The 26,425-nt window shown below is 70.4% G+C and carries 26 protein-coding genes and 2 pseudogenes; 15 read left to right on the top strand and 13 right to left on the bottom strand.

Annotated features, from left to right (window positions below; all coding sequences use genetic code 11):
* Positions 1 to 47: 47 nt before the first annotated feature.
* Positions 48 to 641 (bottom strand): TetR/AcrR family transcriptional regulator, encoded by a 594-nt coding sequence (locus ABTX18_RS02055; RefSeq protein WP_352120787.1) that lies wholly within the window; start codon positions 639 to 641, stop codon positions 48 to 50.
* Positions 642 to 913: 272 nt separating this feature from the next.
* Between ABTX18_RS02055 and gnd the strand changes: the two genes are divergently transcribed.
* The 3 genes from gnd to ABTX18_RS02070 all read left to right on the top strand — a co-directional run bounded on the left by gnd (position 914) and on the right by ABTX18_RS02070 (position 3,185).
* Positions 914 to 2,353 carry an NADP-dependent phosphogluconate dehydrogenase gene (gene gnd / locus ABTX18_RS02060; protein ID WP_352120788.1) on the top strand — a complete coding sequence of 480 codons (1,440 nt, stop codon included), beginning with the start codon at positions 914 to 916 and terminating at the stop codon, positions 2,351 to 2,353.
* A 211-nt stretch (positions 2,354 to 2,564) separates the two neighbouring features.
* Positions 2,565 to 2,810 carry a hypothetical protein gene (locus tag ABTX18_RS02065; protein ID WP_352120789.1) on the top strand — a complete coding sequence of 82 codons (246 nt, stop codon included), beginning with the start codon at positions 2,565 to 2,567 and terminating at the stop codon, positions 2,808 to 2,810.
* A gap of 18 nt (positions 2,811 to 2,828) precedes the next feature.
* Entirely contained in the window at positions 2,829 to 3,185 is a 357-nt protein-coding gene (locus tag ABTX18_RS02070; protein WP_352121148.1) for a DUF2461 family protein, read from the top strand.
* A 118-nt stretch (positions 3,186 to 3,303) separates the two neighbouring features.
* Here ABTX18_RS02070 and ABTX18_RS02075 read toward each other — a convergent pair.
* Positions 3,304 to 4,183 (bottom strand): annotated as a pseudogene (locus ABTX18_RS02075) (PhzF family phenazine biosynthesis isomerase).
* A gap of 45 nt (positions 4,184 to 4,228) precedes the next feature.
* Positions 4,229 to 4,978: an MFS transporter gene (locus ABTX18_RS02080; protein WP_352120790.1), complete on the bottom strand. Its 750-nt coding sequence runs from the start codon at positions 4,976 to 4,978 to the stop codon at positions 4,229 to 4,231.
* On the opposite strand from ABTX18_RS02080, the pseudogene ABTX18_RS02085 reads away from it, so the two are divergent.
* Both ABTX18_RS02085 and ABTX18_RS02090 read left to right on the top strand, forming a co-directional pair.
* A pseudogene (locus ABTX18_RS02085) lies at positions 4,965 to 5,546 on the top strand (helix-turn-helix domain-containing protein); the annotation flags it as partial. The gene ABTX18_RS02080 and the pseudogene ABTX18_RS02085 overlap by 14 nt on opposite strands.
* Positions 5,547 to 5,691: 145 nt before the next feature.
* The gene (locus tag ABTX18_RS02090) at positions 5,692 to 7,521 is read left to right on the top strand and encodes an alkyl/aryl-sulfatase (protein ID WP_352120791.1); all 1,830 of its coding nucleotides are present in this window, start codon (positions 5,692 to 5,694) and stop codon (positions 7,519 to 7,521) included.
* A 276-nt stretch (positions 7,522 to 7,797) separates the two neighbouring features.
* Here ABTX18_RS02090 and ABTX18_RS02095 read toward each other — a convergent pair whose 3' ends face one another.
* Positions 7,798 to 8,493 carry a type 1 glutamine amidotransferase domain-containing protein gene (locus tag ABTX18_RS02095; RefSeq protein WP_352120792.1) on the bottom strand — a complete coding sequence of 232 codons (696 nt, stop codon included), beginning with the start codon at positions 8,491 to 8,493 and terminating at the stop codon, positions 7,798 to 7,800.
* A 140-nt stretch (positions 8,494 to 8,633) separates the two neighbouring features.
* Here ABTX18_RS02095 and ABTX18_RS02100 point away from each other — a divergent pair, with 140 nt between their 5' ends.
* From ABTX18_RS02100 to ABTX18_RS02125, 6 genes are all read left to right on the top strand, one after another.
* Positions 8,634 to 9,593: a LysR family transcriptional regulator gene (locus ABTX18_RS02100; protein WP_352120793.1), complete on the top strand. Its 960-nt coding sequence runs from the start codon at positions 8,634 to 8,636 to the stop codon at positions 9,591 to 9,593.
* Positions 9,594 to 9,838: 245 nt separating this feature from the next.
* Entirely contained in the window at positions 9,839 to 10,909 is a 1,071-nt protein-coding gene (locus tag ABTX18_RS02105) for a Dyp-type peroxidase (RefSeq protein ID WP_352120794.1), read from the top strand.
* Complete coding sequence (locus tag ABTX18_RS02110; protein ID WP_352120795.1) at positions 10,909 to 11,706, top strand: family 1 encapsulin nanocompartment shell protein; 798 nt, start codon at positions 10,909 to 10,911, stop codon at positions 11,704 to 11,706. Before ABTX18_RS02105 ends, ABTX18_RS02110 begins: the two co-directional genes overlap by 1 nt.
* A gap of 181 nt (positions 11,707 to 11,887) precedes the next feature.
* Positions 11,888 to 13,249, top strand: a complete 1,362-nt coding sequence (locus ABTX18_RS02115) for a type III PLP-dependent enzyme domain-containing protein (protein ID WP_352120796.1) — start codon at positions 11,888 to 11,890, stop codon at positions 13,247 to 13,249.
* Between the two features lie 76 nt (positions 13,250 to 13,325).
* The gene (locus ABTX18_RS02120; protein ID WP_352120797.1) at positions 13,326 to 13,811 is read left to right on the top strand and encodes a MarR family winged helix-turn-helix transcriptional regulator; all 486 of its coding nucleotides are present in this window, start codon (positions 13,326 to 13,328) and stop codon (positions 13,809 to 13,811) included.
* Positions 13,808 to 14,251, top strand: coding sequence for a winged helix DNA-binding protein (locus ABTX18_RS02125; protein ID WP_352120798.1), 444 nt, complete (start codon positions 13,808 to 13,810; stop codon positions 14,249 to 14,251). Before ABTX18_RS02120 ends, ABTX18_RS02125 begins: the two co-directional genes overlap by 4 nt.
* A 626-nt stretch (positions 14,252 to 14,877) precedes the next feature.
* On the opposite strand, the gene ABTX18_RS02130 is transcribed toward ABTX18_RS02125, so the two are convergent.
* The 3 genes from ABTX18_RS02130 to ABTX18_RS02140 all read right to left on the bottom strand — a co-directional run bounded on the left by ABTX18_RS02130 (position 14,878) and on the right by ABTX18_RS02140 (position 16,958).
* The gene (locus tag ABTX18_RS02130; RefSeq protein WP_352120799.1) at positions 14,878 to 15,240 is read right to left on the bottom strand and encodes a GNAT family N-acetyltransferase; all 363 of its coding nucleotides are present in this window, start codon (positions 15,238 to 15,240) and stop codon (positions 14,878 to 14,880) included.
* Positions 15,241 to 15,271: 31 nt separating this feature from the next.
* On the bottom strand, positions 15,272 to 15,697 hold the full coding sequence (gene panD, locus ABTX18_RS02135; RefSeq protein ID WP_352120800.1) for an aspartate 1-decarboxylase: 426 nt from the start codon (positions 15,695 to 15,697) through the stop codon (positions 15,272 to 15,274).
* A 238-nt stretch (positions 15,698 to 15,935) separates the two neighbouring features.
* Positions 15,936 to 16,958, bottom strand: coding sequence for a LacI family DNA-binding transcriptional regulator (locus ABTX18_RS02140; protein ID WP_352120801.1), 1,023 nt, complete (start codon positions 16,956 to 16,958; stop codon positions 15,936 to 15,938).
* 128 nt (positions 16,959 to 17,086) lie between these two features.
* On the opposite strand from ABTX18_RS02140, the gene ABTX18_RS02145 reads away from it, so the two are divergent.
* Positions 17,087 to 17,938, top strand: a complete 852-nt coding sequence (locus ABTX18_RS02145) for a phytanoyl-CoA dioxygenase family protein (RefSeq protein WP_503061080.1) — start codon at positions 17,087 to 17,089, stop codon at positions 17,936 to 17,938.
* Positions 17,939 to 18,199: 261 nt separating this feature from the next.
* Here the strand turns inward: ABTX18_RS02145 and ABTX18_RS02150 are convergent, their stop codons facing one another.
* Together ABTX18_RS02150 and ABTX18_RS02155 are read right to left on the bottom strand one after the other, a co-directional pair.
* On the bottom strand, positions 18,200 to 18,634 hold the full coding sequence (locus ABTX18_RS02150) for an SRPBCC family protein (RefSeq protein WP_352120802.1): 435 nt from the start codon (positions 18,632 to 18,634) through the stop codon (positions 18,200 to 18,202).
* A gap of 98 nt (positions 18,635 to 18,732) precedes the next feature.
* Entirely contained in the window at positions 18,733 to 19,113 is a 381-nt protein-coding gene (locus ABTX18_RS02155) for a VOC family protein (RefSeq protein ID WP_352120803.1), read from the bottom strand.
* 203 nt (positions 19,114 to 19,316) lie between these two features.
* Here ABTX18_RS02155 and ABTX18_RS02160 point away from each other — a divergent pair, with 203 nt between their 5' ends.
* Complete coding sequence (locus ABTX18_RS02160) at positions 19,317 to 20,252, top strand: oxygenase MpaB family protein (RefSeq protein WP_352120804.1); 936 nt, start codon at positions 19,317 to 19,319, stop codon at positions 20,250 to 20,252.
* Here the strand turns inward: ABTX18_RS02160 and ABTX18_RS02165 are convergent.
* A complete protein-coding gene (locus ABTX18_RS02165; protein ID WP_352120805.1) occupies positions 20,249 to 20,839 on the bottom strand; it encodes a TetR/AcrR family transcriptional regulator in 591 nt (196 codons plus the stop codon). The two genes, ABTX18_RS02160 and ABTX18_RS02165, sit on opposite strands and share 4 nt — an antisense overlap.
* Before the next feature lie 90 nt (positions 20,840 to 20,929).
* Here ABTX18_RS02165 and ABTX18_RS02170 point away from each other — a divergent pair, with 90 nt between their 5' ends.
* A complete protein-coding gene (locus tag ABTX18_RS02170) occupies positions 20,930 to 21,880 on the top strand; it encodes an alpha/beta fold hydrolase (RefSeq protein ID WP_352120806.1) in 951 nt (316 codons plus the stop codon).
* A gap of 28 nt (positions 21,881 to 21,908) precedes the next feature.
* On the opposite strand, the gene ABTX18_RS02175 is transcribed toward ABTX18_RS02170, so the two are convergent.
* The 3 genes from ABTX18_RS02175 to ABTX18_RS02185 all read right to left on the bottom strand — a co-directional run bounded on the left by ABTX18_RS02175 (position 21,909) and on the right by ABTX18_RS02185 (position 25,867).
* Entirely contained in the window at positions 21,909 to 23,327 is a 1,419-nt protein-coding gene (locus ABTX18_RS02175; RefSeq protein ID WP_352120807.1) for a DUF2252 domain-containing protein, read from the bottom strand.
* Between the two features lie 229 nt (positions 23,328 to 23,556).
* Positions 23,557 to 24,786 carry a PP2C family protein-serine/threonine phosphatase gene (locus tag ABTX18_RS02180; RefSeq protein ID WP_352120808.1) on the bottom strand — a complete coding sequence of 410 codons (1,230 nt, stop codon included), beginning with the start codon at positions 24,784 to 24,786 and terminating at the stop codon, positions 23,557 to 23,559.
* A gap of 532 nt (positions 24,787 to 25,318) precedes the next feature.
* Positions 25,319 to 25,867 (bottom strand): DUF1360 domain-containing protein, encoded by a 549-nt coding sequence (locus tag ABTX18_RS02185; protein ID WP_352120809.1) that lies wholly within the window; start codon positions 25,865 to 25,867, stop codon positions 25,319 to 25,321.
* Positions 25,868 to 26,042: 175 nt separating this feature from the next.
* Here ABTX18_RS02185 and ABTX18_RS02190 point away from each other — a divergent pair, with 175 nt between their 5' ends.
* A complete protein-coding gene (locus tag ABTX18_RS02190) occupies positions 26,043 to 26,420 on the top strand; it encodes a DUF3140 domain-containing protein (RefSeq protein ID WP_352120810.1) in 378 nt (125 codons plus the stop codon).
* Positions 26,421 to 26,425 lie beyond the last annotated feature (5 nt).

The following is a 26,425-nucleotide window of genomic DNA, read 5'->3' on the forward strand; positions in this document are numbered from 1 at the left end:
GCGCGGCAGCCGGCCTGGGCGCTCCCGGCCGGCACCCACCCGCGGCATCACACGCCGCGTCCGCCCCCGCCGGTCGCCGAGGGCCAGTTGGCCAGCAGGAAGTGCAGGGCCTCGACCGCCCGCTCCCAGGATGTCTGCACGGCGCGCGGCGCACCGAATCCGCCGTCGGCCTCCAGCGCGGTGAACCCGTGGAAGGTGCTGCGCAGGAGCCTTACCGCATCCGTGAGATCGGGTTCGGTCAGGTTGTAGGCGCGCAACATCGACGAGGTGGTCTCGATGGTCCGGTGGTACGCGGGTGCTTCGGCGACGATCGCGGGGTCGACCCGCACCCGCGTCGCCTCGTACCGGCCCGGGCACTCGAGCGCGAAGGACCGGTAGGCGTCGGCGAACGCGATCAGCGCGTCCTTTCCGGCCCGGCCGGCCACGGCCGCCTCGATCCGGTCGATGAACTCCCCCGCGGCCAGCAATGCGACCCGGGTGCGCAGGTCACGGAGGTTCTTGACGTGGGAGTACAGGCTGGCGTCCTTGACGCCGAAGCCGCGGGCCAGCGCGGAGATGGTGACCTTGTCGAAGCCGGCCGAGTCGGCCAGGTCGGCAGCCGCCGCCACGACCCGGTCGGTCGTGAGCCCTGCGCGAACCATCGCCGCCCCCACCGTGTGCTGCCGTGCTGCCTAGGACCTTTAGCTTTTCTCCGAATATACACAGGCAGACTGGCGAGCCGAGAGCGCACACCGGGCCGGCGACCGGACCGGGCCACGGCGCGCCGTCCGGCAGGTGAACAGGCCGTCCTCCACCGCCGTATCCATACTGGACATCGCAGCACCGCGGGCGACCCGGCCCGCGATTCCGCGCCCGGCGCCCTCGCGGCCGCCGGCCTTCCCCCGTCCTCCCGACAGATTGCAGGAGCAGACAGATGAGCGGCAGTGCGCAGATCGGCGTCACCGGACTCGCGGTGATGGGCCGCAATCTGGCCCGCAACTTCGCCCGCAACGGCTACACGGTCGCGGTGCACAACCGGACGACGGCGAAAACGGATGCCCTGGTGAAGGAATTCGGCGCCGAGGGGGCCTTCGTGCCCGCGCACACGCCCGAGGAGTTCGTCGCGGCGCTTGAACGCCCACGGCGCCTGGTCGTCATGGTGAAGGCCGGAGAGGCCACGGACGCGGTCATCCAGGAGTTCGCCCCGTTGCTGGACGAGGGCGATGTCATCATCGACGGCGGCAACGCGCACTTCGAGGACACCCGGCGCCGCGAGAAGGAGCTGCGGGAACGGGGCATTCACTTCGTCGGCGCGGGCATCTCGGGCGGCGAGGAAGGCGCGCTGAACGGGCCGAGCATCATGCCGGGCGGCTCCGCCCAGTCGTACGAGTCGCTCGGACCGATGCTGGAGAAGATCGCGGCGAAGGCGAAGGACGGCACGCCCTGCACCACCCACATCGGGCCGGACGGGGCCGGCCACTTCGTCAAGATGGTGCACAACGGCATCGAGTACGCGGACATGCAGCTCATCGGCGAGGCGTACCAGCTCCTGCGCGACGTCGCCGGATACTCCCCCTCGCAGATCGCGGACATCTTCCGCACCTGGAACACCGGGCGCCTGGACTCCTACCTCATCGAGATCACCGCAGAGGTGCTCTCGCATGTGGACGCGGCGACCGGTAAACCCTTCGTCGACGTCGTGCTCGACCAGGCGGAGCAGAAGGGCACCGGCCGCTGGACCGTGCAGATCGCCCTCGACCTGGGCGTTCCCGTCTCCGGCATCGCCGAGGCCGTCTTCGCCCGCTCCGTCTCCGGCCACACCGCCCTCCGCGAGGCCTCCCGCCACCTCGCCGGACCGGCCGCCCGCAAGCTCGGCGAGGACGACGCGAGGGCCTTCGCGGACCAGGTGGAGCAGGCCCTGTACGCCTCGAAGATCGTCGCCTACACCCAGGGCTTCCACGAGATCGCGGCCGGCAGCGAGCAGTACGACTGGAACATCGACCTCGGCAAGGTCGCCGCGATCTGGCGCGGCGGATGCATCATCCGGGCCGCGTTCCTCGACCGCATCACCAGCGCCTACGAAGCGCAGCCCGAGCTGCCGAGCCTGCTGTCGGACAAGAGCTTCGCCGAGGAGATCGCGGCGGCACAGGACGACTGGCGCACCGTGATCGCCACCGCCGTCACCCAGGGCGTCCCCACCCCCGCTTTCGCCGCCACCCTCGCCTACTACGACTCCCTGCGCGCCGAACGCCTCCCCGCCGCCCTCACCCAGGGCCAGCGCGACTATTTCGGCGCACACACCTACCACCGCACCGACCGCGAAGGCACCTTCCACACCCTCTGGGGCGACGACAAGACCGAAGTCGAAAGCTGACCGCAGCAAGGCCGGCGGGCGACCCAGGCCGCCCGCTGGGCCCGGCAGGCGCCTGCCCGGCCCAGAGGGTGACCCAGGCCGCCCACTGCGCCTGACCACTTCTCCGGCCTGCTCCGGCGTCGCCGGTTCACCACCGCTCGTGCCTGTTACTAGCGGCCGACGCCCCTCGCGCGCGGGGCTCGCGAACGACGGGCTGGGCTATTCTCCGCGCATGCGCAGACAGTTCACCGGCTGGCCGGAGCAAGCCATGGACGTGCTGTGGCAGCTCCAGGGTGAACCGACCAAGGCGACCAGGGAGCGCCACCGTGCAGACCGCGAGCGTCCGATGATCGCCCTGCTCAACGAGGTCGCCGACACCGACCCCCGGTACGAGGACTTCTCCGTCCGGCACTACCGCGCCGACTCCTGGTGGTGGCAGAACCAGAGCGCGGTGATCCGACTCGGCCGCAAGATCTAGATCGGTCTCCGATTCTCCCTGGACGGCCTGCGGGTCCAGGGCGCCTGGTGGTATCCCGACCCCGGCCAGGTAGACGTGTTCCGCAGGGCCGTGGCCTCCGAGGCCGGCGGCCGCGAACTGTCAGCCATCGTCAAGGACGTGCGGCACAAGGGATACGACATCTCCGGGGACCTGATGAAACGCCCCCCGCGCGGCTATCCGGCAGCTCACCCCCGTGCGGACCCGCTGCGCCACCGTTCGCTGATCGCCGCCCGTTCTCTCGGCTGCGAGGAATGGCTGCACACTCCGGAAGCGGTCGAACGGGTACTCTCGGCCGCCACCGACCTGGACGCCTTGCCGATGTGGCCGGCCCACCACGTGAAGCGCGCCACCTGACATCGCCCCCGGCTGGCGGACTGACCACCTGGACCCGCATCTGGCGGGACTGGCCGTCAGAGCGTTGACGACCGGCCCGAGAGGGGCTGCCCAGCGCTGAGTATGAGCGGCTACCGGGTCAGACGCCGATTGCAGCGCCGGTGACGCTTACCCGCGGCTCCCCGGTGCGCAGATCGACCTCCAGGAGAGACGGACGTCCCATGTCGTGGCCCTGGTGCAGGGTGAGGTGCGCGGCTGCCGGAACCAGACCGAGTTCGCGGGCGTAGGCGCCGAAGGCGGCGGCCGCGGCGCCGGTGGCGGCGTCCTCCACGACGCCGCCGACGGGGAAGGGGTCACGGACGTGAAAGACGGTGGCGGATTCGCGCCACACCAGCTGCACCGTCGTCAGGTCGAGCCGCTGCATGAGGCGCAGCAACCGGTCGAAGTCGTAGTCGAGGTCGGCCAGTCGCTCGCGGGTGGCGGCCGCCAGGATCAGGTGGCGTACGCCCGCGAAGGCGATGCGCGACGGGAGGGCGGGGTCGAGTTCGGCGGCCTCCCATCCGAGCGCCGCCAGGGCCTCCGCCACCTCGGCCCGGCTCCACGTCGCACACCGCCGGCTCCACGCTGGTGAGCGTGGCCTTGAGAGTGCCGTCCTCGCGTACGACCCGGACGGGCACCAGTCCCGCCGAGGTGTGGAAGTCGCCGGTGCCGAGCCGTTCGCCGAGCGCCACCGCGGTGGCCACCGCGGCGTGGCCGCAGAAGCCGACCTCCGCCTTTGGGCTGAAGAACCGCAGGGTGAAGGAGCCGTCGCCGGCGGGGGCGGGGCCGGGGATGACGAAGGCGGACTCCGAGTAGCCCAGGTCGGCGACGATCGCCACCATCTCGTCGTCGCCGAGCGCCGTGGCGTCGAGGACGACGCCGGCGAGGTTGCCGCCGGCCGGGCTGGTGGCGAAGGCGGTGTAGTGCAGCACCTGCGCGGCCGGCTTCGGTCCCGGGGTGGTGGTGTTGAGGTTCGTCATCTGCGAAGTCCCATCGGTTGGCTGGGCGGATGAAGCGGACAGGGGTCAACAGGGGGCAGCAGGAGGGCGGTTGCGAGCACTGCGTCCGGCGGTCAGGGCGAGCAGTGCGCCGGCTGCGAAGGCGGCCGCGGCGACCGCCGCCGACAGCCGCAGGCCCGCCGTGAAGTCGGCCGCCGTGGTGGCGAAGGTCCCGAAAAGGGCCACCCCTACCGCGCTGCCGGTCTGCCGGGAGACGTTGAAGACTGCGGCGGCGATGCCCGCGCCGGAGGCCGAGGCGGCATCGATGACGGCGGCGGTGGCGGCCAGCGCCGTCATGGTCTGGCCGAGGCCGGTGGCGATCAGGGCGAACAGGAGAATCGAGTACGGTGTGCGGTCCCCGGCGAGCAGCCAGCCGAGGAAGCCGAGCGTGCCCAGGACCAGCCCCGCGGCCATCGGCACGTACGGGCCGGTCCTCGCGGAGATCCGGCTGAACAACGGCGCCGCGAGCAGGCCCATGCCCACCGACGGCAGCAGCACCAGACCGGCTGCCAGGGCGCTGAAGCCGCGCTCCTGCTGGAAGTACAGGGTGGTCAGGAAGAGCACGCCGTAGTAGCCGAGGCTGATCAGCAGGCCCACCGCCGCGGTGGCGGCAAAGGCGCGGGAGCGGAAGAGCGAGGGAGGGAGCAGCGGCGCTCGTCGGCCGTCGGCCGCGGCGCGGGCTTCGAGGGCGCGTTCCACGGCGGCGAAGGCGGTCAATGCAACGGCGCCGAGGCCGAACGCCGACAGCACCAGCGGTGAGGTCCAGCGCGCCACCACGCACTGGGCTCACACACGGGAACTGGCGCGGCGCCACCCGGCGGCCACCGTCGATCCGGACGTCCTCTACGTCGACAACGGTGACGTCCTCACCTCCGCGGGCAAGGCCGCCGCCATGGACCTGTGCCTGCACCTGGTCCGCCTCGACCACGGCTCGGCCAACGCCAACAAGATCGCCCGACGCCTGGTCATCCCGCCCCACCGCGACGGCGGCCAGGCCCAGTTCATCGCCACCCCTCTCCCCGCCCCCGGCAGCCACCCGCTGGGCGAACTCTTCTCCTGGGCGCTGGAGCGACTGGACGAACCGCTCGGCGTGGAGGACCTGGCCCGCCAGGCCCGCATGAGCTCCCGCCACCTCGGCCGGCATTTCAAGCACCTCACCGGCACCACGCCGCTGCAGTGGCTCCACACCCAGCGCATCCGCCACGCTCAGGAACTGCTGGAGACCACCAACGCCACCGTGGACAACATCGCCGTGGTCACCGGTATGGGCACGGCCACCACCCTGCGCCGCCACTTCCATCGCAGCGTCGGGGTTCCACCCGACACCTACCGCCGCACCTTCCGCTCATGAGGGCCGGCGCCGGCCGGTACGCCGCAGGCCGCGGAGAGCCGGCCACAGTGCGGAGAACGCCGAGAGCTGCAGGCAAGCGACCGAGGGGCGCGCGACCTATTTACGCGCAAATGGGTATTTTTTAGGTTATCCCTTGTCTATGAATGATCTGGATTACACCGACAGGTCCGACTTCGAGGACGCCGACCGGGGATTCGTCGCCGCCCTCTCACCCGCGGTCGTCCGGTCGGAGGACGGGCGGGTGATCTGGGACGGGGATGCGTATGCGTTTCTCGACGAGGACTGCCCCGCCAGCGCGCACCCCAGCCTGTGGCGGCAGAGCCAGTTGTGCAACAAGCAGGGCCTGTTCGAGGTGACGACGGGGATCTACCAGGTCCGGAACCTGGATCTGTCGAACATGACGCTGGTCGAGGGCGAGACCGGGGTCATCGTCATCGACCCGTTGATCTCGGCGGAGACCGCGGCCGCCGCGCTTGCGCTGTACCGCGAGCACCGCGGCGACCGCCCCGTCACCGGGCTCATCTACACCCACTCGCACGGCGACCACTTCGGCGGTTCCCGCGGTGTTCTGCCGCACGGCCATGCCCCGGTGCCGGTGATCGCACCGGCCGGGTTCCTCGAGCACGCGGTCTCGGAGAACGTGTACGCGGGCGGCGCGATGACCCGTCGTGCGGTGTACATGTACGGCGCGGAACTGAGCAAGGGCCCTGCGGGGCACATCAGTGCCGGGCTGGGGATGACGACGTCCAAGGGCACGATCACCCTCGTACCGCCGACCGTGGACATCACGCGCACCGGTCAGGAGGAGACCGTCGACGGTGTGCGGATCGTCTTCCAGATGACGCCGGGCACCGAGGCGCCCTCGGAGATGAACTTCTACTTCCCCGACCGGCGGGCCCTGTGCATGGCGGAGAACGCGACGCACAACATGCACAACATCCTGACCCTGCGCGGGGCGCTGGTCCGCGACACCCGAATCTGGGCGCATTACCTGGGCGAGACGATCACGCTGTTCGGCGACCGGGCCGAGGTCGCGTTCGCCTCCCACCACTGGCCCACGTGGGGCCGGGACCGCATCATCGAGCACCTGGCCGGCCAGCGCGACATGTGGGCCTATCTCCACGACCAGACCCTGCGCATGACCAACCAGGGACTGACCGGCACGGAGATCGCCGAACGGATGGAGCTCCCGCCGGCGATCGCGAACAGGTGGGCCAACCGCGGCTACTACGGCTCCGTCAGCCACAACGTCAAGGCCATCTACCAGCGCTACATGGGCTGGTTCGACGGCAACCCCGCCCACCTGTGGGAGCACCCGCCCGTCGAGCAGGCCCAGCGGTTCGCCGCCGACTACGGCGGTGTGCCGGCGCTGATCGCCAAGGGCGAGGAGTACGCCGCGTCCGGGGACCTGCGGTTCGCCGCCACGCTGCTGGGGCACGCGGTCTTCGCCGCCCCCGGCGACTCGATCGCCAAACAGGCGCTGGCCTCGGTCTACGAGAAGCTCGGCTTCGGTGCGGAGAACGGCACCTGGCGCAACTTCTACCTGATGGGCGCCCAGGAACTGCGCGGCAAGGTCGCGCACACGGCGCTGAACGCGACCAACCCCGAGATGGCGATGGCTCTGACCGTCGACATGCTCATCGACTCGCTCGCCATCCGTATCGACGGTCCGAACGCGTGGGACGAGCGGCTCACCATGACGTGGAACGTCACCGACGAGGGCCGCACCTGGCACCTCCTGCTCTCCAACGGCGCCCTCACCTACCGCAGCACCGATACCGCCCCAGGGAGCGACGCGCCGCGCCCGGTCGCCGACCTGACCTTGACCCTGACCAAGCCGCAACTGCTCGCGGTCCTGGCGGGCAAGGGCCTGGACGACGTACAGGTCCAAGGCGACCCCCAGGTCTTCGCGACCCTCGTGAGCCTGCTCGACACCCCCGACCCGGACTTCGCCATCGTCACGCCTTGAGCAGCGACATCCCGCCCGCTCCGGCTGCCGCGCCCGGCCGCCGGAGCCCGCAGCGTGCCTTCGAGGCGGCCCGACGAGTGCGATGCGGCTGACCACGGCGTCGTGGGTTCCGGATCCTTCGGACTCTCCGGCGGCGGGACTTCATCAGCCTGGTCCTCAGGTGTCGCCGCCCTGCACCGTTCTGTGAGCCGGCGGGCTACCGGCGGATGATCCACAGCAGCAGCCGCGTCGGTGGTGACCTGGGCAACAATGCGGCACGGAACCGCGAGAGAACCGTCAGCCGATCGTCTTCAGCAGTTCGTCGGCGAGCGGGCCGGCCGATGCGGGGTTCTGGCCGGTGACCAGGTTGCGGTCGACGACCACGTGCGGGGCCCACGGCTCGCCCTCCTGGAAGTCGGTGCCGGCCTCCACGAGACGGTCCTGCAGCAGCCACTTGGCCTTGTCGGCGAAGCCTGCGTGGCCCTCCTCGGTGTTGGTGAAGCCGGTGAGCCGGTACCCGGCGAAGGCGTTGGCGCCGTCGCCCCTCGTTGCTGCGAGTACGGCGGCCGGGGCGTGGCAGACGATGCCGAGCGGCATCCCCGACTCCAGCGCCCGGGTCAGCAGCCTGCCGGAGTCCGCGTTCACCGCCAGGTCCTCCATGGGCCCGTGCCCGCCCGGGTAGAAGACCGCCGCGTAGTCGGCGGGGTCCACGTCCTCCAGCTTCAGCGGATGCTCGAGCTCGGCCATGGCGGCGACGGCCGCCGCCATCTTGTCGGCGTTCTCCTGGCCGTCGTTGAACTCGGGGGCCAGGCTGCCCCGGTCCACGGTCGGCACCACTCCACCGGGGGTGGCGACGACGATCTCGTGACCTGCGGCCCGGAACCTCTCGTACGGGGCGACGACCTCCTCCGCCCAGAAGCCGGTCGGGTGTTCGGTGCCGTCGGCCAGGGTCCAGTGGTCGGATCCGGTCACCACGAAGAGGATCTGTGCCATGTCATGTCCTTCGGAGAGACGGGGCGGCCTGCACCCCGTGGGCTGTGCGCTCCGGCGGCCCCGCTCCTTCGGGCCGCCGTCACGCCGACGGACTCGACGGTACGGCGGGACACCCACCGGGTTCCAATAGGATCGCGACCATGAGCGATAGGGAATCCAATGGGATGACGGGAATGGGGCAGACGGCCGCCGCCGGGCCGGCAGATCTCAATCTGCTGCGCACCTTCCTCGCCGTTCACCGCTCCGGCTCCTTTACCGCCGCCGCCCGCGTGCTGGGTCTCTCCCAGCCGACGGTGACCACCCAGATCCGGACCCTGGAGCGCCGACTGGGGCGCGAACTGTTCGAGCGGCAGGCGCGTGGCGTGGTGGCCGTGCCCTTCGCGGACGCCCTCGCCGTCCGCGTCGCCGCACCCCTCGACGACCTGGCGGTGATCACCGGGGACGACAGCTCCGCCGGCGCCCCGGCCGCCGGACCTGTCCGGCTGGCCGGACCCGCCGAGCTGCTGTGCCTGCGGGTGCTCCCGGCGCTCGCAGCGCTCGTGACCCAGGGAGTGCGGTTGCGCACGAGCACCGGCCTGACGGACCCGCTGCTCGACGAGCTGCGTTCGGGACAGCATGACTTGGTGATCGCGACCAGCCGGCCGCGGGGCCGCACCCTGAGTGCCGTCCCGCTGATGGACGAGGAGTTCGTCCTGGTCGCGGCGCCTGACGTCGCCGAGCGCGTCGGGGGTCCGCGGGCGCTCGCCACCGACGGGCCCGCGGTGCTGCACGGGGTACCGCTGATCACGTACGCGGAAGACCTGCCGATCGCCCGCCGCTACTGGCGGCATGTGTTCGGCTCACGGCTGGGCTGCCCGGCCGCCGTCACCGTCCCCGACCTGCGCGGCGTCCTCGCTCTGGTCGCCGCGGGCGCGGGCTTCTCGGTACTGCCCCGCTACCTCTGCGCGAGCGAACTGGCCTCGGGCACGCTGACGTTGCTCGCCGACCCGGAGGACGCGCCGATCAACACGGCCTATCTGGTGCGCCGGCCGGGCTCTGCCGCGAACCCTCATGTGGACCTGGTCCGCGACCACCTCGTGCGGGCGGGCCGCGGCTGGTAGGTCCGTCCCGCACGATCGGGCGGTGTTCGACAGGCGTGCCACGCCGTCGGCGCCCTCGCCTCGATGACTGCCCCGTGCCCAGTACCGGGCGGCTCAAGCGGCCGTACGCGTCGCCCGGCCGGGTGACCCGGAGTGCGGCCGGCCGCGGGGTGTGGGTAAGTGGCAGCGGGTCCCCGTTCGCCGCGCCTGTGGCAGGGGCGTGTTCCACCGTGTCGTACCGCCGAGCCAGCTCATGGAGCCGCCGCATGCCCGAGACCAGCGAGGGACAGGCCGCGGCACAGCCCGTCGTCGCGCCCCTGAGCAGTGCGGCCCTGATCCTGGTCGCCACGATCGAGCCCGGGGGCGAGCCGGTCGTCCACGAGGCGCTGCCCGATCTGGCGGCCTTCGCCCGCTCCATCGGGTTCCGCTACCCGGATACCGGGCTGGTCTGCGTGACCGGGTTCGGCTCCGATGCCTGGGACCGGCTGTTCTCGGGCCCTCGGCCGGCCTCCCTCCACCCCTTCAAGGAACTGTACGGAGCCCGCCATCACGCCCCCGCGACCCCCGGTGACCTGCTGTTCCATGTGCGGGCCGAGCGGATGGACGTGTGCTGGGAGTGGGCCTCGCAGCTGCTGAACCGGCTGGGCGGCGCGGTGAAGGTCGTCGACGAGACGCAGGGGTTCCGCTACCTCGACCACCGGGACCTGCTGGGATTCGTCGACGGCACCGAGAACCCGGTGGGCGACGATGCCCGGTCGGCGGCTCTCGTGGGGGACGAGGACCCCGCGTTCGCGGGCGGCAGCTATGTCGTCGTGCAGAAGTATCTGCACGATCTGACCTCGTGGAACGCCCTGTCGACCGAGGAACAGGAGCGGGTGATCGGGCGGACCAAGTTCACCGACATCGAGATGGCCGACGAAGTCAAACCCGCCGATTCGCATGTGGCGCTGACCACCATCACCGAGCCGGACGGCACCGAGCGCGACATCCTGCGTGCCAACATGCCGTTCGGCAGCTTCGGCCAGGGCGAGTTCGGCACGTACTTCATCGGCTTCGCCGCCGACCCGGACGTCACCGAGCGGATGCTCCGCAACATGTTCCTCGGCGACCCGCCCGGCACCCACGACCGCATCCTCGACTTCTCGACCGCGGTCACCGGCACGCTCTTCCACGCCCCCGGCGCCGACTTCCTCGACGCCCCGCCGCCGTTGCCCGCCTCCGCCGAGGCCAAGCCCCAGCCGGAGCCGGCGTCCGCACCGGTGGCGAGGGCCGTGGTCACGCCGGCGGTCCGGGACGGTTCGCTGCGCATCGGCAGCCTGCAAGAAAGCGCCCAGTGATGAACAACCTCCACCGCGAACTCGCCCCTGTCACCCAGGCCGCCTGGGACCAGATCGAAGAGGAGGCCCGGCGCACGTTCAGCCGCCATCTGGCCGGCCGCCGGGTCGTCGATGTCAGCGGTCCGCAGGGTCCGCGACTGGCCGCGGTCGGCGACGGCCATCTGCGCGACATCGATCCGCCCGCTCCCGACGTCATCGCCCGGGCCCGCACGTCGATGCCGGTCATCGAGTGGCGGGTGCCGTTCACCGTGACACGGGCGGCCGTCGACGATGTCGATCGCGGCTCGGACGACAGTGACTGGCAGCCCGTCAAGGACGCGGCCCGCACCTGTGCGTTCGCCGAGGACATGGCGATCATCGACGGATACGCCTCGGCCGGGATCGCCGGCCTGCGCGACGGCTCCTCGCACACCGCGCTGCCGTTGCCCGCCGATGCGCGCGACTACCCGACCACGGTCAGTCAGGCGCTGACCCGGCTGCGCCTTGCCGGTGTGGACGGGCCGTACCGGCTGCTGCTGGGCGCGGACGCGTACACGGAGGCGACCGAGACGTCCGACCACGGCTATCCCGTCTCCACACACCTGGTGCGGCTGCTGGACGACCAGATCCTGTGGGCGCCGGCCGTCGCGGGCGGGCTGCTGCTGTCCACCCGGGGCGGCGACTTCGAACTGTGCCTGGGCGAGGACCTGTCCATCGGCTACCAGGACCATGACGCGACCGACATCCGGCTGTACTTCCACCAGTCGTTCACCTTCCGGATGCTGACCCCGGAGGCGGTGGTCCCGATCATCGCCTGACCGACGGCGGAGAGGGATCCGGACGATCCCGGCATCCGCCCCTCGTCCTGCTCGCCGTCCGCCTCACCGCACGGGCTCGCCGTGGGTCCGTACGGTCCACCGGCCGCCCGGCCGGGGGCCCGCACCGATGTCGTCCTGCTGGACGGAGACCGGGGGCCGACCGATCACCACATCCGATGCCATGAGCCCTTCCCCGTCGCTTCCCGCCCCGCCCTCCTCCGCGCGTGTCGCGGCCGCGGTCCGCCACGCCGTGGCGACCGGACTGCTCGGCGAGTCCAGCCCCGTCGCCGGATTCGTCGACACGGACGGCGTACGCGGCTCGGTCGCCGCGCTCCACGAGGCGTTCGCGGAGGTCCCCGGCGTGCTCCACACCTTCGCCGCGAAGGCCGCGTCGCTCGTGCCCGTGCTGCGACTCCTGTCGGCGTGCGGCATGGGATGCGAGGTCGCAAGCCCGGGTGAGCTGCGGATCGCGCTCGAAGCCGGGTTCGCGCCGGCGAAGATCGTCCTCGACTCCCCCGTCAAGACGCGTGACGAGATCCGCCGGGCGCTGGCGCTCGGTGTGGCGCTCAACGCCGACAGCCTGGACGAGGTGCGCCGGATCGCTTCGCTGCGGCCCTCCGACGCGGTGTCCGCCATCGGGCTCCGGGTCAATCCCCAGGTCGGCGGCGGGGCCATCGGCGCGATGAGCACGGCTACGGCCACCTCCAAGTTCGGCGTGGCGCTGCGCGATCCCGGAGCGCGCGAACGGGTCATGGAGGCGTTCGCGACGCACCCGTGGCTGACCCGTCTGCACGCCCATATCGGTTCGCAGGGGTGTTCCGTGGAGCTGATCGCGGCGGGCGTCGGCGAGACGTACCTGCTGGCCGAGGAGATCAACACCCGGCTCGGGCGCAGGCAGGTCACCGGCCTCGACATCGGCGGCGGCCTGCCTGTCAACTTCGCGGACGAGACGGTCCGGCCCACGTTCGCCGCCTATGCGGCCGCCCTGCGCCGGGCGGTGCCGGGGATGCTCGACGGACGGTACGAACTCGTCACCGAGTTCGGCCGGTCGCTGATGGCGAAGCACGGCTTCATCGGCGCGCTGGTGGAGTTCACGAAGGACGCCGGGGGCCGTCGGATCGCCCTGACCCACGCGGGCGCGCAGACCGCCACCCGTACCGTCTTCATGCCGGAGGCCTGGCCGTTGCGGGTGGGCGCGTTCGACGCCGAGGGGCTCCCGAAGGCCGGACCGGCGCTCGTCCAGGACATCGCGGGGCCGTGCTGCTTCGCCGGGGACGTCGTCGCGCACGCCCGGGAGCTGCCCGAACTGCGGGCGGGTGACTATGTGGTGCTGTACGACACCGGCGCGTACTACTTCTCCACGCCATGGGCCTACAACAGCCTGCCGCGGCCCGCGGTGTACGGATACCGCACGGTGGCGGGCACGGGGCAGGACGGCCCCGCGGTCCGGTTCGCTCCAGTGCGTGACGCCCAGTCGCTGGACTCGATCGCCGCGGAGAGCGGGCTGGCACACGCCGACGCGTTGCTGGAGCTGGACGCCTGAGCCGGACTCCGCAGGACCTGGACCTTCGTTCGGCATTTAGTAGCCATGGCGATAGTAGCCATGTACTGTATTGCTCATGAGCAACGCAACCGACGGTGCGACCCCCGGCTTCCTGGTCTGGCGGCTGTCGATGAAATGGCGGGTGGCCATCGACAGGGCGCTGGCCCCGCTCGGGCTGACGCACGCGCAGTACTCGCTCCTGGGTTCCCTGCTGGGACTGCAGCGGACGGGGCTGCGGCCGAACCAGCGCGCACTCGCGGACCACACCGGACTCGAAGCGCTCTACGTCTCGAAACTGGCCCGCGGCCTGGAGGCCGCCGGCCTCGTCGAACGGGCGCCCGACCCCGCCGACACGCGGGCCGTCCGGCTGTCCCTGACCGATGAGGGCCTCGCGGTCACCGGCCGCGCGGTCGAAGTGGTGCGCCGGCTCGTCGACGAGCTGCTCGCACCCCTGGGCGGCCTGGAGGGCCCCGGCACCGAGGCGTTCACCCAGGCATTGACGGCACTGCTCGACGTGCCGGTTCCCCTAATCACCGAACCTTGCACCGAGGAGTCCTCATGACCGCAGCACCGACCGTCAACGGCCAGGTCATCGGCCAGGCCCACTACGCCACGCGCGCCGTCCTGGAAGGGCTGCTGGCCGCCACCGGCACCAGCTTCCAGGAGTCCGTCGCCCTGAACGCCACGGCGGACAACGGCGGGAGCATCGAGCGCCACCGGCTCGTCGAGCGCATGACCTCCACGCTGAAGACGGACGCGCCGACCGTGGAGACGGTCCTCACCGGCCTGGTCACGCGGGGACTGCTGGAAGAACAGCCGGGAGACGTGGCACGGCTGGCCCACACGGCCGCGGGCAGCGCACTGCACCGTACGCACCGGGCCGGCATCGCGGAGATCACCACCCGGCTGTACGCGGACCTGCCGGCCGAGGACCTGGCGGCTGCAGCCCGGGTCCTGACAGAGGTCACCGCACGGGCCAACGCGGTGCTGGCCGAGCGCTGAGCCTGCCGGTTCCGTCAGCCGACCTGTTCCGTCAGCCGACCGGTGAGGGCTCGGGCTCGGGCGGCGGCACCGGTTCGGGGTTCGGCGCGGGCGGCTGCGGAATCGGGTCGGGCGCCGGGCCCGGCGGTGTCGGATTGGGCGGTGTAGGCCCGGGACCTGGCGGAACCGGTGTCGGCTCCGGCAGTGGCTGCGGTGGCCCCGGCAGCGGCCCTGGGGTGGGCGCCGGCGGTACCGGGTCGGGGAACGGGTGGGTCATCTCGGGCCTCCGAACGGTCGGGGTGGATCTCTTCCACCGTCTCCCGGAGCGGCTGCCCTCGCCCGGTGAGTCCACACGTACGGACTGCGGATGCGCTAGCCGGCCCACAGCCTCGCGCCGGCACACACCCGGTCGCGCGGCGGCCGTCAGCATGCGGCCGCGACCGCTGCGGCATCCAGGCACCCGTCCTGATCACCGGCCTGGAAGCGCTTGCAGGCGCCCTCGACCAGAACCGTGCGCACCTCCAACCTCCCGCACCTCCACCTCCACCTCCCGCTCCCCCGCCCCCGCCCGCCGCCGCCTCCGGCCGAGCGCACCCGCCCGGGCGAGCAGGTCCTCGTACACGAGGCGGCGCACGGTGAGCCCGGGGTCAGTGGAGTTCAGAATGGAGGGCGAGCTCCTTCTTGGCCCGCTCCACCAGTTCCGCCGGGGCTTCGGGGGCCTCGTCGGGGTGGCGCGACGCCCACTTCGCGGCGTACGGGCAGAGCGGGACGACGGGGACGCCCTCGCGGGCGGCCATGGCGTAGAACTCTTTCACCAGGGAACCGCCGATGCCCTTGCCCTCGTGCCCCTGCTCGACGACGGTGTGCACGGCGACGAGCGCCGCTGGCGTCCCCTCCAGCGCGAAGTACACGATGACCCCGGCGGCCTCGCCGTCCACGTACGCGAGCAGCTTGCCCGCCGCCCGGTCGTCGCGGATGTCGGGCACGGTCTGTCCGGCCTGCTCTGTCATGGGCGGTTGCTCCCTCGCTCGGTGAGGCGCGTCAGCGCGCCGCGGGCACGGCGTGCGGGCTGCGCTCGGTGTCGGATCCCGGCACGGGCGCGGAGGCGTCGGCGCCGAGCTCGACGATCCGGTTGCCCGCGTCGACATGGACGATACGCGGAATCAGCCCGCGCGCCTCGGCGTCCTCGACCTGCGCGTAGCTGATCAGAATGACGAGGTCACCGGGGTTAATGAGGTGGGCGGCGGCGCCGTTGATCCCGATGACGCCGGAACCGCGCTCGCCCTCGATGACGTACGTCTCGAGCCGCGCGCCGTTGTCGATGTCGACGATATGGACGAGCTCACCGGGCAGCAGGTCGGCGGCCTCCATCAGCGCGGCGTCGACGGTGACGGAGCCGACGTAATGCAGATCGGCCTGCGTCACGGTGGCTCGGTGAATCTTGGACTTGAACATGGTACGCATCATGAGGGCACTCCGTCTGCTAGGCTCCCTGCCTGCGTATTTGCAGGTCAAGGGCGGTGCGCCCAGAGTACATCGAGTCGCACGTTCGGGCAGGGGTCAGCAGGTTATTCAGGACTGTTGCTGACCCGGTGCCGACTCTCCTGATGCCCCCCACTACCGCGACTCGTACCCATTCCATTTGCCGCGGCAGCGACCTTTCCCACAGAAGTACAGCCGCACGTGGTGGTTCGGCGTGTGCCGTTCAGGCACCCGCGGGACGGCTGCTGCCCCGGACGCAGAGCTCATGGCGTACCACGATGTCCAGGGGTGGCACCGTCGTGGCAGCGGGGCTGTGGATTCGGTCTCCGAGACACTGCAGGGCTCGCTCGGCTATCTGCTTCTTGTCCGGCGCCACGGTGGTCAGCGGAGGGTACGAGTATCGCGCGTCCTCGATGCCGTCGAACCCCACGATCGCGAGGTCCTCCGGAACACGGAGACCGCGTTCGTGCGCCACGTGCAATGCACCGAGGGCGAGTTCGTCACTGAAGGCGAACACGGCATCGGGCCGCACATCGATTCGCAGCAAAGAGGCCATCGCCTGGGCGCCGTCCTGACGGTGCAGCGCTTCCACCGGCCGCTCCAGCACGGGGTCGAAGGGCAGCCCGGCCCGGCGTAGTGCCCGGTGGTATCCCTCGAGCCTCTGGCGGGCCGTCTCGTTGCGCAGATGTGGCTGCACACCGATCGCCGCGATCCGTCTGCGCCCGCCCTGGAGCAGGTGCGTCGTCGCCTCCTCGGCCGCGAGAACATTGTCGACGGCGACGCGGTCCGCCAGTCCTTGAGGGTGGCGCTCCCCCAGCAGGACCACCGGCATGTTGCGGGCGTCGGCCCTCAACTCCTCCGGACCCAGCGCCCAGGGGCTGATGATGAGTCCGTCCACCAGCCGTCCCCCGGTTCCTTCGAAGAACCGTCTCTCCGCTTCGGGATCACCAAAGGTCTGGTCGATGACGACCGTCCAGGAACGTTGCTGAGCGGCCGCGACGAGCAGGCTTGCGAGCTCACCGAAGTAGGGCGAGTACAGCTCGGGGATCGCCAGCCCGATCAGCCCCGTACGGCCGGCGCGCAGATTTCGGGCCGCCAGGTTCGGGCGGTAGCCGAGCTCGTCCAGGACCGCCTGGACCCGTACCCGGGTCGCGTCTGCCACCGGCGCCGAGCCACTGACCACGTTGGAAACGGTACGTACTGACACCCCGGCCCGGGCTGCCACGTCCTTCAGACGACTGCTCACGGCGGCCATCTTGGCACGGAGCCCGATTGCGGTCCAAGGGCGAAAGAAGATGAGCAGCAGCTATTGCCACGTTGCATGCAACGCTGCAACATGAAGCCGCCAAGCATCCCTGCGCAAGGAGGCACGCCGTGACCACCCACGCATTCCCCGAGTTCGCCGCCCACGGTCCGGAGGTCGACGTGTCCGCGGATGTCGAGGCCCTGTACAGCGACGGCATCACCGCCCGGAAGGGCGCGTTCACGAGGGAATGGGCCGACCGGCTTCGGGAGGACGTCGACGCGGCGTTCGCCGAGGCCCGCACACGCCCCGGCGGCGCAGTGGGGCGCGGACCGAACCGCTACTACGTCGAGATCCACCCCGAGCAGATCAGGGGCTTCGTCGAATTGGTCGATCATCCCTGGGTGCGGTCGCTCTGCACGGCAGTGCTCGGCCCCGACTACCGCATCGTGGAACTCGGCTTCGACGTTCCGCTCGAGGGCGCCGTCAACCAGCCGTGGCACCGGGACTTCCCGCTGCCGGAAGAGACTCGCCGCGAGCGGCGCCTGACCTCGCTCGCCTTCAACGTGACCACCGTGGACACCGCACAGGACATGGGCCCCTTCGAGATCGCGCCGGGCACGCAGTGGGACGACAGTCCGGAGTTCGGACACGGCATGTTTCCGCCCAAGTCGCACTACGACCGGTACGTGGAACGCGCCGTGCGCAAATACCCCCGGCGAGGGGACATCTCCGCACGGACAGCCCTGACCATTCACCGCGGCACGAAAAACGAGTCCGCGAAGTCCCGCCCCGTCCTGGTACTCGGCGTCGACGGGCCGGAGGCCAACAACGGAGACCGGCACGACACCGCCGTCACCACCGGCTTCTGGGACTCCCTGCCCGAGCGGGTCCGCAAGCACCTCGCGTGCCCCCGTGTGAAGGAACTCGTGCCGGTCACACAGAAGCACACCATCGAAGGTCTGGTCATGGGCGATGCCTGAGACCGCCATGTCCGTTCCGGCGCCCTGACCCGCTACGGGTCGCCCGACTTCTCCGGCGCCTCGGCAGGTGGCCGGGGGCGGCATCACCCACTCTCGCGGGCCCCCCACGACGACGGTCCACGCCTACGCGGCACCCTCAAGGACGTCCGTGATCACCGTCACTCGGACTGCGGTGACGTGGACACGGAAGCCGGCAACTGCCTTGCCGACGGCTTCCCGGGTTCCTCCGAGGGATGATTTTGCCGCGGTAGGCGGAGACCTTCAGTGCATGTCGCCTGCGGCGATCCGCTCGGCCAGCGTCTGGAACTCACCGAGGTCGTAATTGGCCAGGACCGAGTCGAGATTGGTGAGGGCTCCCAGGTGCTCGATAAATCCCTGGGGGTCGTATTCGATCTGCAGGGTCAACCGACTCGACTCGTCGTCCAATCGATGGAAGGTGACGACGCCGGCGTGATGCACGCCCTCCGTCGTCTTCCAGGCGATCCGGTTCTCCGTCACCACCTCGGTGAGTTCGGCCACGAAGCTCTTGTCGACCCCCGGCAGTGCCAACTGCCAAGCGAAACGGCGCTCGTCCAGTGGGTCGACGCGCTGGACATGACTCAGGAACCTGGGCCACTGAGCCACATCACTCCACAGTGCCCAACTGACGGCCACCGGGGCCTTGATATCGACGGTCTCGACTATCGAAGAGGACATGAGGACTCCTTCTTGGGTACTTCTTCTCGGGTACTTCGCGGGGAGCAGGTCACAGATCCCTTTTCCGCACGCGGAACGGCCAGGTTCAGTTCGGCGGATCAAGCAGGTGTGGCCAGCGTGAACGGGTGCCCGGCGGGATCGGAATAGAGGCGCGTGTCATGAAGGCCTCCGTTGTTCTTCGTGTCCAGAGGACGCGCGCCGAGGCCGACCGCCTCGCGCTCCGCCTCGTCGATATCCTCCCGTGCCACCAGAATGCGCAGGTGAGCCTGCTGGGAATCATCGGGGCGCGGCCAACTGGCGGGCGCGTAACCGTGGTCCCTACGGATCGCGAGATGCACCCCGGTCTGCCCCACGACTTCGACGATGTCGGGCTCGCGGCCGACGCGGACTTCCGCATTGAGCAACACGGCATAGAATTCAGCCAGTTCCCTCGGCTCCGCGCAGTCCAGCACCAGCACGCTCGTTTTCGGCACCGCCATGGCCATCCTCCTGTCTCACGGATCCGGGCTCCGGACGTCGTTCCGGCTACCCGCGCCGAAGGGCCACACACCTGGTCTCTGCCGAATGTGGCCACTGGCTTGTCGGGCGTCTCCCGTAAATGATCTCTGAGTGGTTCGGGCGTGGTGGGCCCGGCGGCGGGCATGACGCCGACCCGGAATTGCCCTGAGCGCATACTGGCCTTATGGACTCGTCCGCGCGTGCCGTATCCGGCCTGCGGGAGCGGCTGGGCAGCGCGATCTTCGCCCAGGTCGCCGGTCCCGCAGGGCCGGAGAACCGCGCCCGCATCCACGGAGAGCCCGGCCCGCGCTGGTTCGGTCCGGACCGGCCGATTCGCACCGTCCACGGCGATGCGTCCATGTTCATCGGTGGACTGCGGGCGCTGCTGCTCCAGTCCTTGCACCCGTTGGCCATGGCTGCCGTGGAGGCTCATTCCGGTTACCGCGGCGACCCCTGGGGACGGCTCCAGCGCACCAGCACCTTCCTCGCCGTCACCACGTACGGAACAGCGGACGACGCACAGCAGGCGGTCGACCACGTCCGTGCCGTACACGGCCGGGTGCGCGGAACGACTTCACGCGGAGAGCTCTACAGCGCCGCCGATCCCCACCTTCTCGGCTGGGTGCACGCGGCCGAGGTCGACAGTTTCCTGCTCGCCCACCAGCGATTCGGAGCCGAACCGCTCGACGCGGCCGGGTGCGACGGCTACCTCACCGACACGGCGCGGGTGGCGGAAGCACTCGGCGTCACCGACCCCCCACGCAGTCGCAGCGAACTCGCCGCCCGCCTCGGGGCGTACCGGGGCGAACTGCGCCCGACGGAGGAAGCACGCGAGGCAGCACGCTTCATCCTTCTGCACCCGCCCCTGCCCTGGATCGCCCGTGCGCCCTATGCCGTCCTCGCCGCGAACTCCATCGCGGCTCTCCCCCGGTGGGCCCGCACGGCTCTGGAACTGCCCCGGCTGTCCGGCATGGCCGAAACCTGCGTGGCCCCGACCGGGCGAGCACTGACCGCCGCGATTCGCTGGGCCATGATCCCACCACGCCCGTCGGACCAGGGCCTTTCGTTTGGATCATGCCGGGCTCGCGGGGTCCGGCCCGATCCAAACGAAAGGCCCTAGCTCCGGGCATGAAAGGCGTGCGAGAGCGCGCGCATGCTGATGTCGGTGACCGTACGGAGCTGCTTCTCGCTCGCTCCGGTCCTGCTCATCACGGCCAGTGACTGGTTGACCGCCGCCAGGTGTACCGCGAAGTCCTCGGCGTCGCCTTCGGCCAACTGCGCGGCGTTCAAGGCGTTCCGCAGCCGGGCATGCTGACGGCCCAGGGCTTCGAACGCGCGCGCGGCGACGGCGGGGCTGAGCGCCGGTGCCGCCATCGCGGTCTGGGCGACCAGGCATCCATCGGGTACGTCGGGGTCGGCGATGCGCTGCAGGGTGACGTCGAAGAACGCCCGTACCGCCTGGAGCGGTTCCTCGGACGCCCGTGAAAGCGCCTGGTCGTACTTGCTTCCGTACCGCTCGGCGTACCGGTCCAGGCATCGCAGGTAGAGCGAGTCCTTGTCGCCGAACGAGGAGTAGAGGGAACTGCGGTTCAATCCGGTCGCCCTGGAGAGGTCGTCGACAGACGTGTCGGCGTATCCGGCCCGCCAGAACCGGACCATCGCCGCGTCAAGCGCGATGCCCACGTCGAACTGCTTCTTCCCGGCCATCACACATGCACCTCGTTCTCCGACCACCCGTTGCTGGGCCGCCCATCCTATCTTGAACTGGTCAGTTCAAGATGCGCTAGGCTCACGATCATGACCGACGACGCCATGGCCCCGAACCGCCCCTGCGACCAGAATCCGTTCCCCGGACTGCCGCTGCACGACCTTGCGGGTTTCACTCACCGCTGGGTCGACGCGGAAGGAATCCGGCTCCACGCCGTGGAAGGCGGCCGGCCGTCCGGTCCCGCCGTCGTCCTGCTCGCCGGATTCCCGCAGACCTGGTGGGCTTGGCGCAAGGTGATGCCCGGCCTTGCCGGGCGGTTCCGCGTGATCGCGATCGACCTGCCGGGGCAGGGCCACTCCGACCGCCCTCGCGGGAGCTACGACACCCACACCGTCGCCTCGCGCGTCCAGGCCGCGCTGACCGCGCTCGATGTGCCGAAGTACTGGCTCGTCGCCCACGACATCGGGGCCTGGGTCGCCTTCTCGATGGCCCTGAAGTACGAGGAGCGCCTGCATGGTGTCGCTCTGCTGGACGCAGGCATTCCCGGGATCACCCTCCCGGACTCCGTCCCCATGGATCCGGAGCGGGCCTGGAAGACCTGGCACTTCGCCTTCCACCTGGTGCCCGAACTGCCCGAGACTCTGCTCACCGGCCGCGAGCGTGACTACGTCGGCTGGTTCTTGAAGGTCAAAGCCCTGTCCCCGGACACCTTCGACGGCGCCGAGATCGATCATTACGCCGCCGCCATCGCGGCCGAGGGCGGCCTTTCGGCGTCTCTCGCCTACTACCGCGATGCCGCGGAATCAGCGCGCAGGAATCATGACGCTCTCGAACGGGGGCACTTGACCGTCCCGGTCCTGGGAATCTCCAGCTCCCACGGCTCGATCCCCGACATGGCCGCCTCCATCAGCCCGTGGGCAGAGAACGCGACCGGCGTCGTCATCCCACAGGCCGGACACTTCATTCCCGATGAGCAGCCCGACGCGACCGCGGACGTGTTGACGGCATTCATCGATCACGAGCGTGCCGAGCAGATGTAGATACGGGAAGGTGCACCGAAAGACTTGTTCAGGCGGCTCCGGCGGGCAGCCGCCCGGTGCGGATGGCGTCGAGGAGTGCCTGATGGTCGCGCTCGTTCCGGTCGGCGTAGTGCTCGGCGAACGTCACCAGTGCCCGGTCGAACGAGTCGCCGCCGCCGAGATAGGCGGCGATGGCGACGCGGTCGCCGGATCGCGCGTGGGCCCGTGCCAGCGTCGCACCGCACAGTGCCCCGAAGGTACGCATGCCCCGGGGCACCATGTCCTCCGCCGCCGCGACCCACTTCCAGTCCCGCAACTGCCGTATGTAGAAGTCCCGTCGCCGGCCGTCGATGCCCTCGGCGCGCTCCCAGCCCAGGAAGATGTCACTGGTGGCCTGCATCAGCCTCTGTCCGGCGACCACCCGCTCGCCCTGTGTGCGGTACGTGCTGTTCCCCACGTGGGGCGCCAGCACCGACTCGTCGGCCTCCTTGGCCTGGAGGAACAGCGGATCCTCGTCGTCCTTGCCGAGCAGGAGTACGATCCAGCAGCGCGTGCCCACGCTGCCGACCCCGACGACCTTGCGGGCGATGTCGGCCACGCGGTACCGCTGCAGCAGGAACCGCCGGTCCGATTGCAGGGTCTCGCCGTAATGTCCGATCAGCGTGCGGATCTGCTGTTCCATGGCATCACGCCGGTCATCCGGCAGCAGATCCTCGAGGCGGGTGATGAGCGGCGGGTCGGAGATGATGCGACGCCGGCCGTCGACGACGTGGGTGAGCTTGTCGAAGACCTGAAGGGTGTCGTGCGAACGCGCCTTGGTCACGGCCTGCGCCCACCGCTCGCGGCCCCGTGCTGACAGGTCGGCCGCGAAGCGGTCCCGTACCCGGTCGACGTCGAACTGGGCGTACCAGACCGCCAGGTTGCCGAGTCCGGCGAAGGTTCGCATGCTCTCCCGGTACGACCGCACGCCGGCCCGGACGACCGCGGCCCGCTCCTTGGTGCTGAAGCCGTTCGCCCGGCCCGCGATGACGAGGCTGGCGGCCAGGCGTTTGACGTCCCACTCCCACGGGCCCGGCAACGTCTCGTCGAAGTCGTTGATGTCGAACATCAGCCGGCGCTCGGGTGAGGCCAGCAACCGGAAGTTCAACATGTGGGCGTCACCGCAGAGTTGGGTCCGAAGTCCCGTCGTCGGGGTGTGCGCGAGATCTGATGCCATCACGGCGGCCGCACCCCGGTAGAAGCGGAACGGCGACTCGGACATCCTGCCGTAGCGGACCGGCACGAGGTCGGGCAGCCGGGACGCCGACTGCTTCTCGATGATCTTCAATGGGTCCGCCCGCCCCGGCCCTGACGCGAACTCGGCGTGGCTGGAGCGGGGCACCACGGCCCGCGCGGCCTTTCCGAGAGCGGCCCGCTGCTGCGTGGTCCGGTGCCGCACGTCGTGTCCGTCCGGAGGGTTGTCGGCCATGACTGCGGCTCCGTGGGTGGTCTCGACATCGCCCTGAGGATGAGGGGAGATACGGCACCGACCACGCTGCCAGAAATGACAGAAGAGTCAAATCGGACATAATCTTTCCGCCCGGGTGAGATCTTTCCGCCCGGGTGAGCGGCGACGGCCACCTCACCCCACCGCCTGACTCCGGCCCCACCAGCAGAAGGGCGATACGAACGAGCAGCACGGGTGCGATCTAAGCGCTTTACAGGCGGATGACGACCAGCGCCGTGTCGTCCGTGTTGCCGGCCGGTGGGACCAGGTCGGCCAGCAGGGCGTCGGCCAGGTCCTCCGGGTCGCGGCGGCCATGTCGGGCGAGGGAGTCGGCGAGGCGGGCCAGGCCGGTGTCGATGTCCTCGGTCCGGCGTTCGACCAGCCCGTCCGTATAGAGAACCAGCGTGGCGCCGGCGTCGAAGGTTGTACCGGCCTCCGGCCGCGGGGCGTGTTCGGGACGCGCGCCTAGAGGCGGATCGGTCGCCCGGTCGAGAAAGGTCACGGTGCCGTCCGTATCGAGCAGGGCCGGCGGCGGATGGCCGGCGCTGCTGTAGGTGATGGTGTGGTCGCCCCAGTCGATCAGGGCACTCACCGCAGTGGTCGAATCGGCCCCGTCGACACTGCGGGCATACAGACCGAGTGCCTCCAGGGCCTCGGCCGGCCCCTCGGCGACACGGGCGGCCGCGCTCAGCGCACTGCGCAGCTGTCCCATGACGCATGCCGCCGCCAAGCCGTGGCCGACGACGTCGCCGACCGCGACCGCGATGCGGTCACCGGGGAGGTCGACCAGGTCGTACCAGTCGCCGCACACGTGCAGGGTGCCCACGGCGGGCCAGTAGCGGACGGCCGCCAGGTGACGCCCGACCGGCGTGGGGGCGGGAAGCATGGCCTCCTGCAGCGCGAGGGCGATTTCCCGATCGCGCGCCTGCGCCCGGCGCAAGCGTTCATTGACGTCCTGCAGTTCACGGGCACGGGTGTAGAGCTCGGCCTCCAGCACACGCGCGTGACCGTTGAGGCCGGGGCCGCCGCGGGCGCGGATGAGTTCGGTGACCTCCTCCACCCGGTGCACGATCAGCGCCACATGTCCCTCGGCATCCAGCACAGGCGCGTTGATCGGGCTCCAGAAGTGCTCCACCCAACGGCCGGGCGACTCGGCATCCTCGATGTCGTAGCGCAGCAGCGCCATGGTGTCGCGCTCACCGGTGGCCACCGCCCGCAGCATCGACGCCCGGGTCTCCCGCATGCCGGCCGCCGCCTTGTTGTTCGGGTTCTCGGGGAACACATCGAAGATGTAGCGGCCCAGCAGCTGCTCGCGCGTACGCCCGGCCAGCCGCAGGAAGTCACCGTTGGCGTCGGCGTACAGCAGGTCCGGGGTGAGCAGCGCCACCATGCCGGGCAGAGCATGGAAGACCGCCGTGTAGTCGATCTGCGGTCTTCTCATGTGCTGTCCGCCTCGGCTTCGGCCTTCACGGTGTGCCGATTCCACGATAAAAGAGAACAGCCCACCGGGCCTGGGCGGGCGACAAGGGGCGCGTACGGCCGGCTCAGCCGGGAACGTGTACCGGCTTCCGCCCTCGACGTGGTCGACCGCGACGAGCTTGCCGGCCTCAGCATGCGCAAGCCCGGCCGCGGAACTGGGCGTGGAGTCTGTTCGACGACGGCGAGGTCGTGCGGATCAACCGGGCTTGTACCGCTTGGCTGCTCGGATTCCCGCTCGTGGAGCTGCGGGCGATGGACGATCAGGCGGACGAACCCGGCCCCACGTTCCGACTGGGCCTGCACCGGTCTGCACGCGCGCGAACTGCCTCGCCTGCGGGCGACGGCCGTCGGGATGGCCGATCGGGGCGGCCGCGAGGAGCTCACGGCCGTCCTGGAAGCCCTGCTGGGGAGATGACAGTCGACGGTGCCGATGCAACCTCGGCTCGCGCGGCGCGCCTCTCAGTCATGACACCGGCACCGCGGAACGTCTTCGGTCAGCCTTCGGCGTTCTGCTGGGTCCATGCCCAGGCGTACTGCAGCCAGTCGGCGACGGCCATCGCGCCGAAGCCGGCGCCTATGAGCCGGGTGGCCCGGGGAGCGAGTACATAGCTGCCCAGGAGTCCCGTGGCTGTCCAGGAGGCGGTGCAGAAGGGGCACGTCACCAGGTCACCCATCGCGAGGGTGAGACCGCGGCCCCGCGGTTCGTCAGACACCTCGCCCGCCGTCGTGTCCTGCGAACGGCGGCTGAAGGGCGCCCGGAGAAAGCTGGTGATCTTGTCCTTGGTGAGCAGCCGTGCCGTCTTGTACGTCGCCACGCCCAGCAGCGCAACGTCCCACGGCGGCACGCGCTCGGGCAGAACGACACCGCGTCGGCGCGCGAGCAGCACGAAGGCCCCGCAGGCGGCCGCGTACGTACCTGCGATGACGGCGTAACCCAGCACGGGCACGGCCCCTCGCTCGTCGTACTTCTGTCCCTCGCTCTGCCCGGTGTCCTGTTCCGCGTTCTGTCCCGCGTTCTGTTCCGTGGGCTCCTCGGCTGTCATGACGCCTCCAGCGGTGCGGTGAGCAGGGAGGACGGCCCGGTCCGGCCGTCCCGACGGCGACGCCGGACGGGTACCCCTGGGAACCGGCGCCACACCTCGGGCGCAGGTTTCAGGGGAGGCCCCTGGGTACTCGGCACGACACAGGGACATCTGCGGACGAAAGTGGAGGTCGGTCATGGCGGACATTCCTGAAACAGAGCTGAACGAGCTGTGGAACGAGTTCCACGCGGTGGTCAACATGACCTCGCGCGAACTGGGCGACTGGCTCCGGACGCGTTCCGCCGGTGAGGAGACCGAGGAGGTCCCGGACCAGGCGGGTACCGGGAAGGGCCGTCGGGTGCTGGAGATCCTCGGCAAGCGGCGCACCGACCTCACCGAGGACGACATCCGTGTCATGCGCGAGGTCATCGACGCCATCACCGCCCAACGGGGGGCCGACCTGGAACAGAAGGCCGGCGACGCCGTATGGCGCCACCGGCAGATGACGCTCGGCCACGACCCGTTGAAGCCACCGGCCTCCGACGCCGGCGGTTCGCGTGCCCAGCAGAGGTGACCCGG

It is taken from the genome of Streptomyces sp. NPDC096323, assembly GCF_040302845.1.
GTDB lineage: Bacteria > Actinomycetota > Actinomycetes > Streptomycetales > Streptomycetaceae > Streptomyces.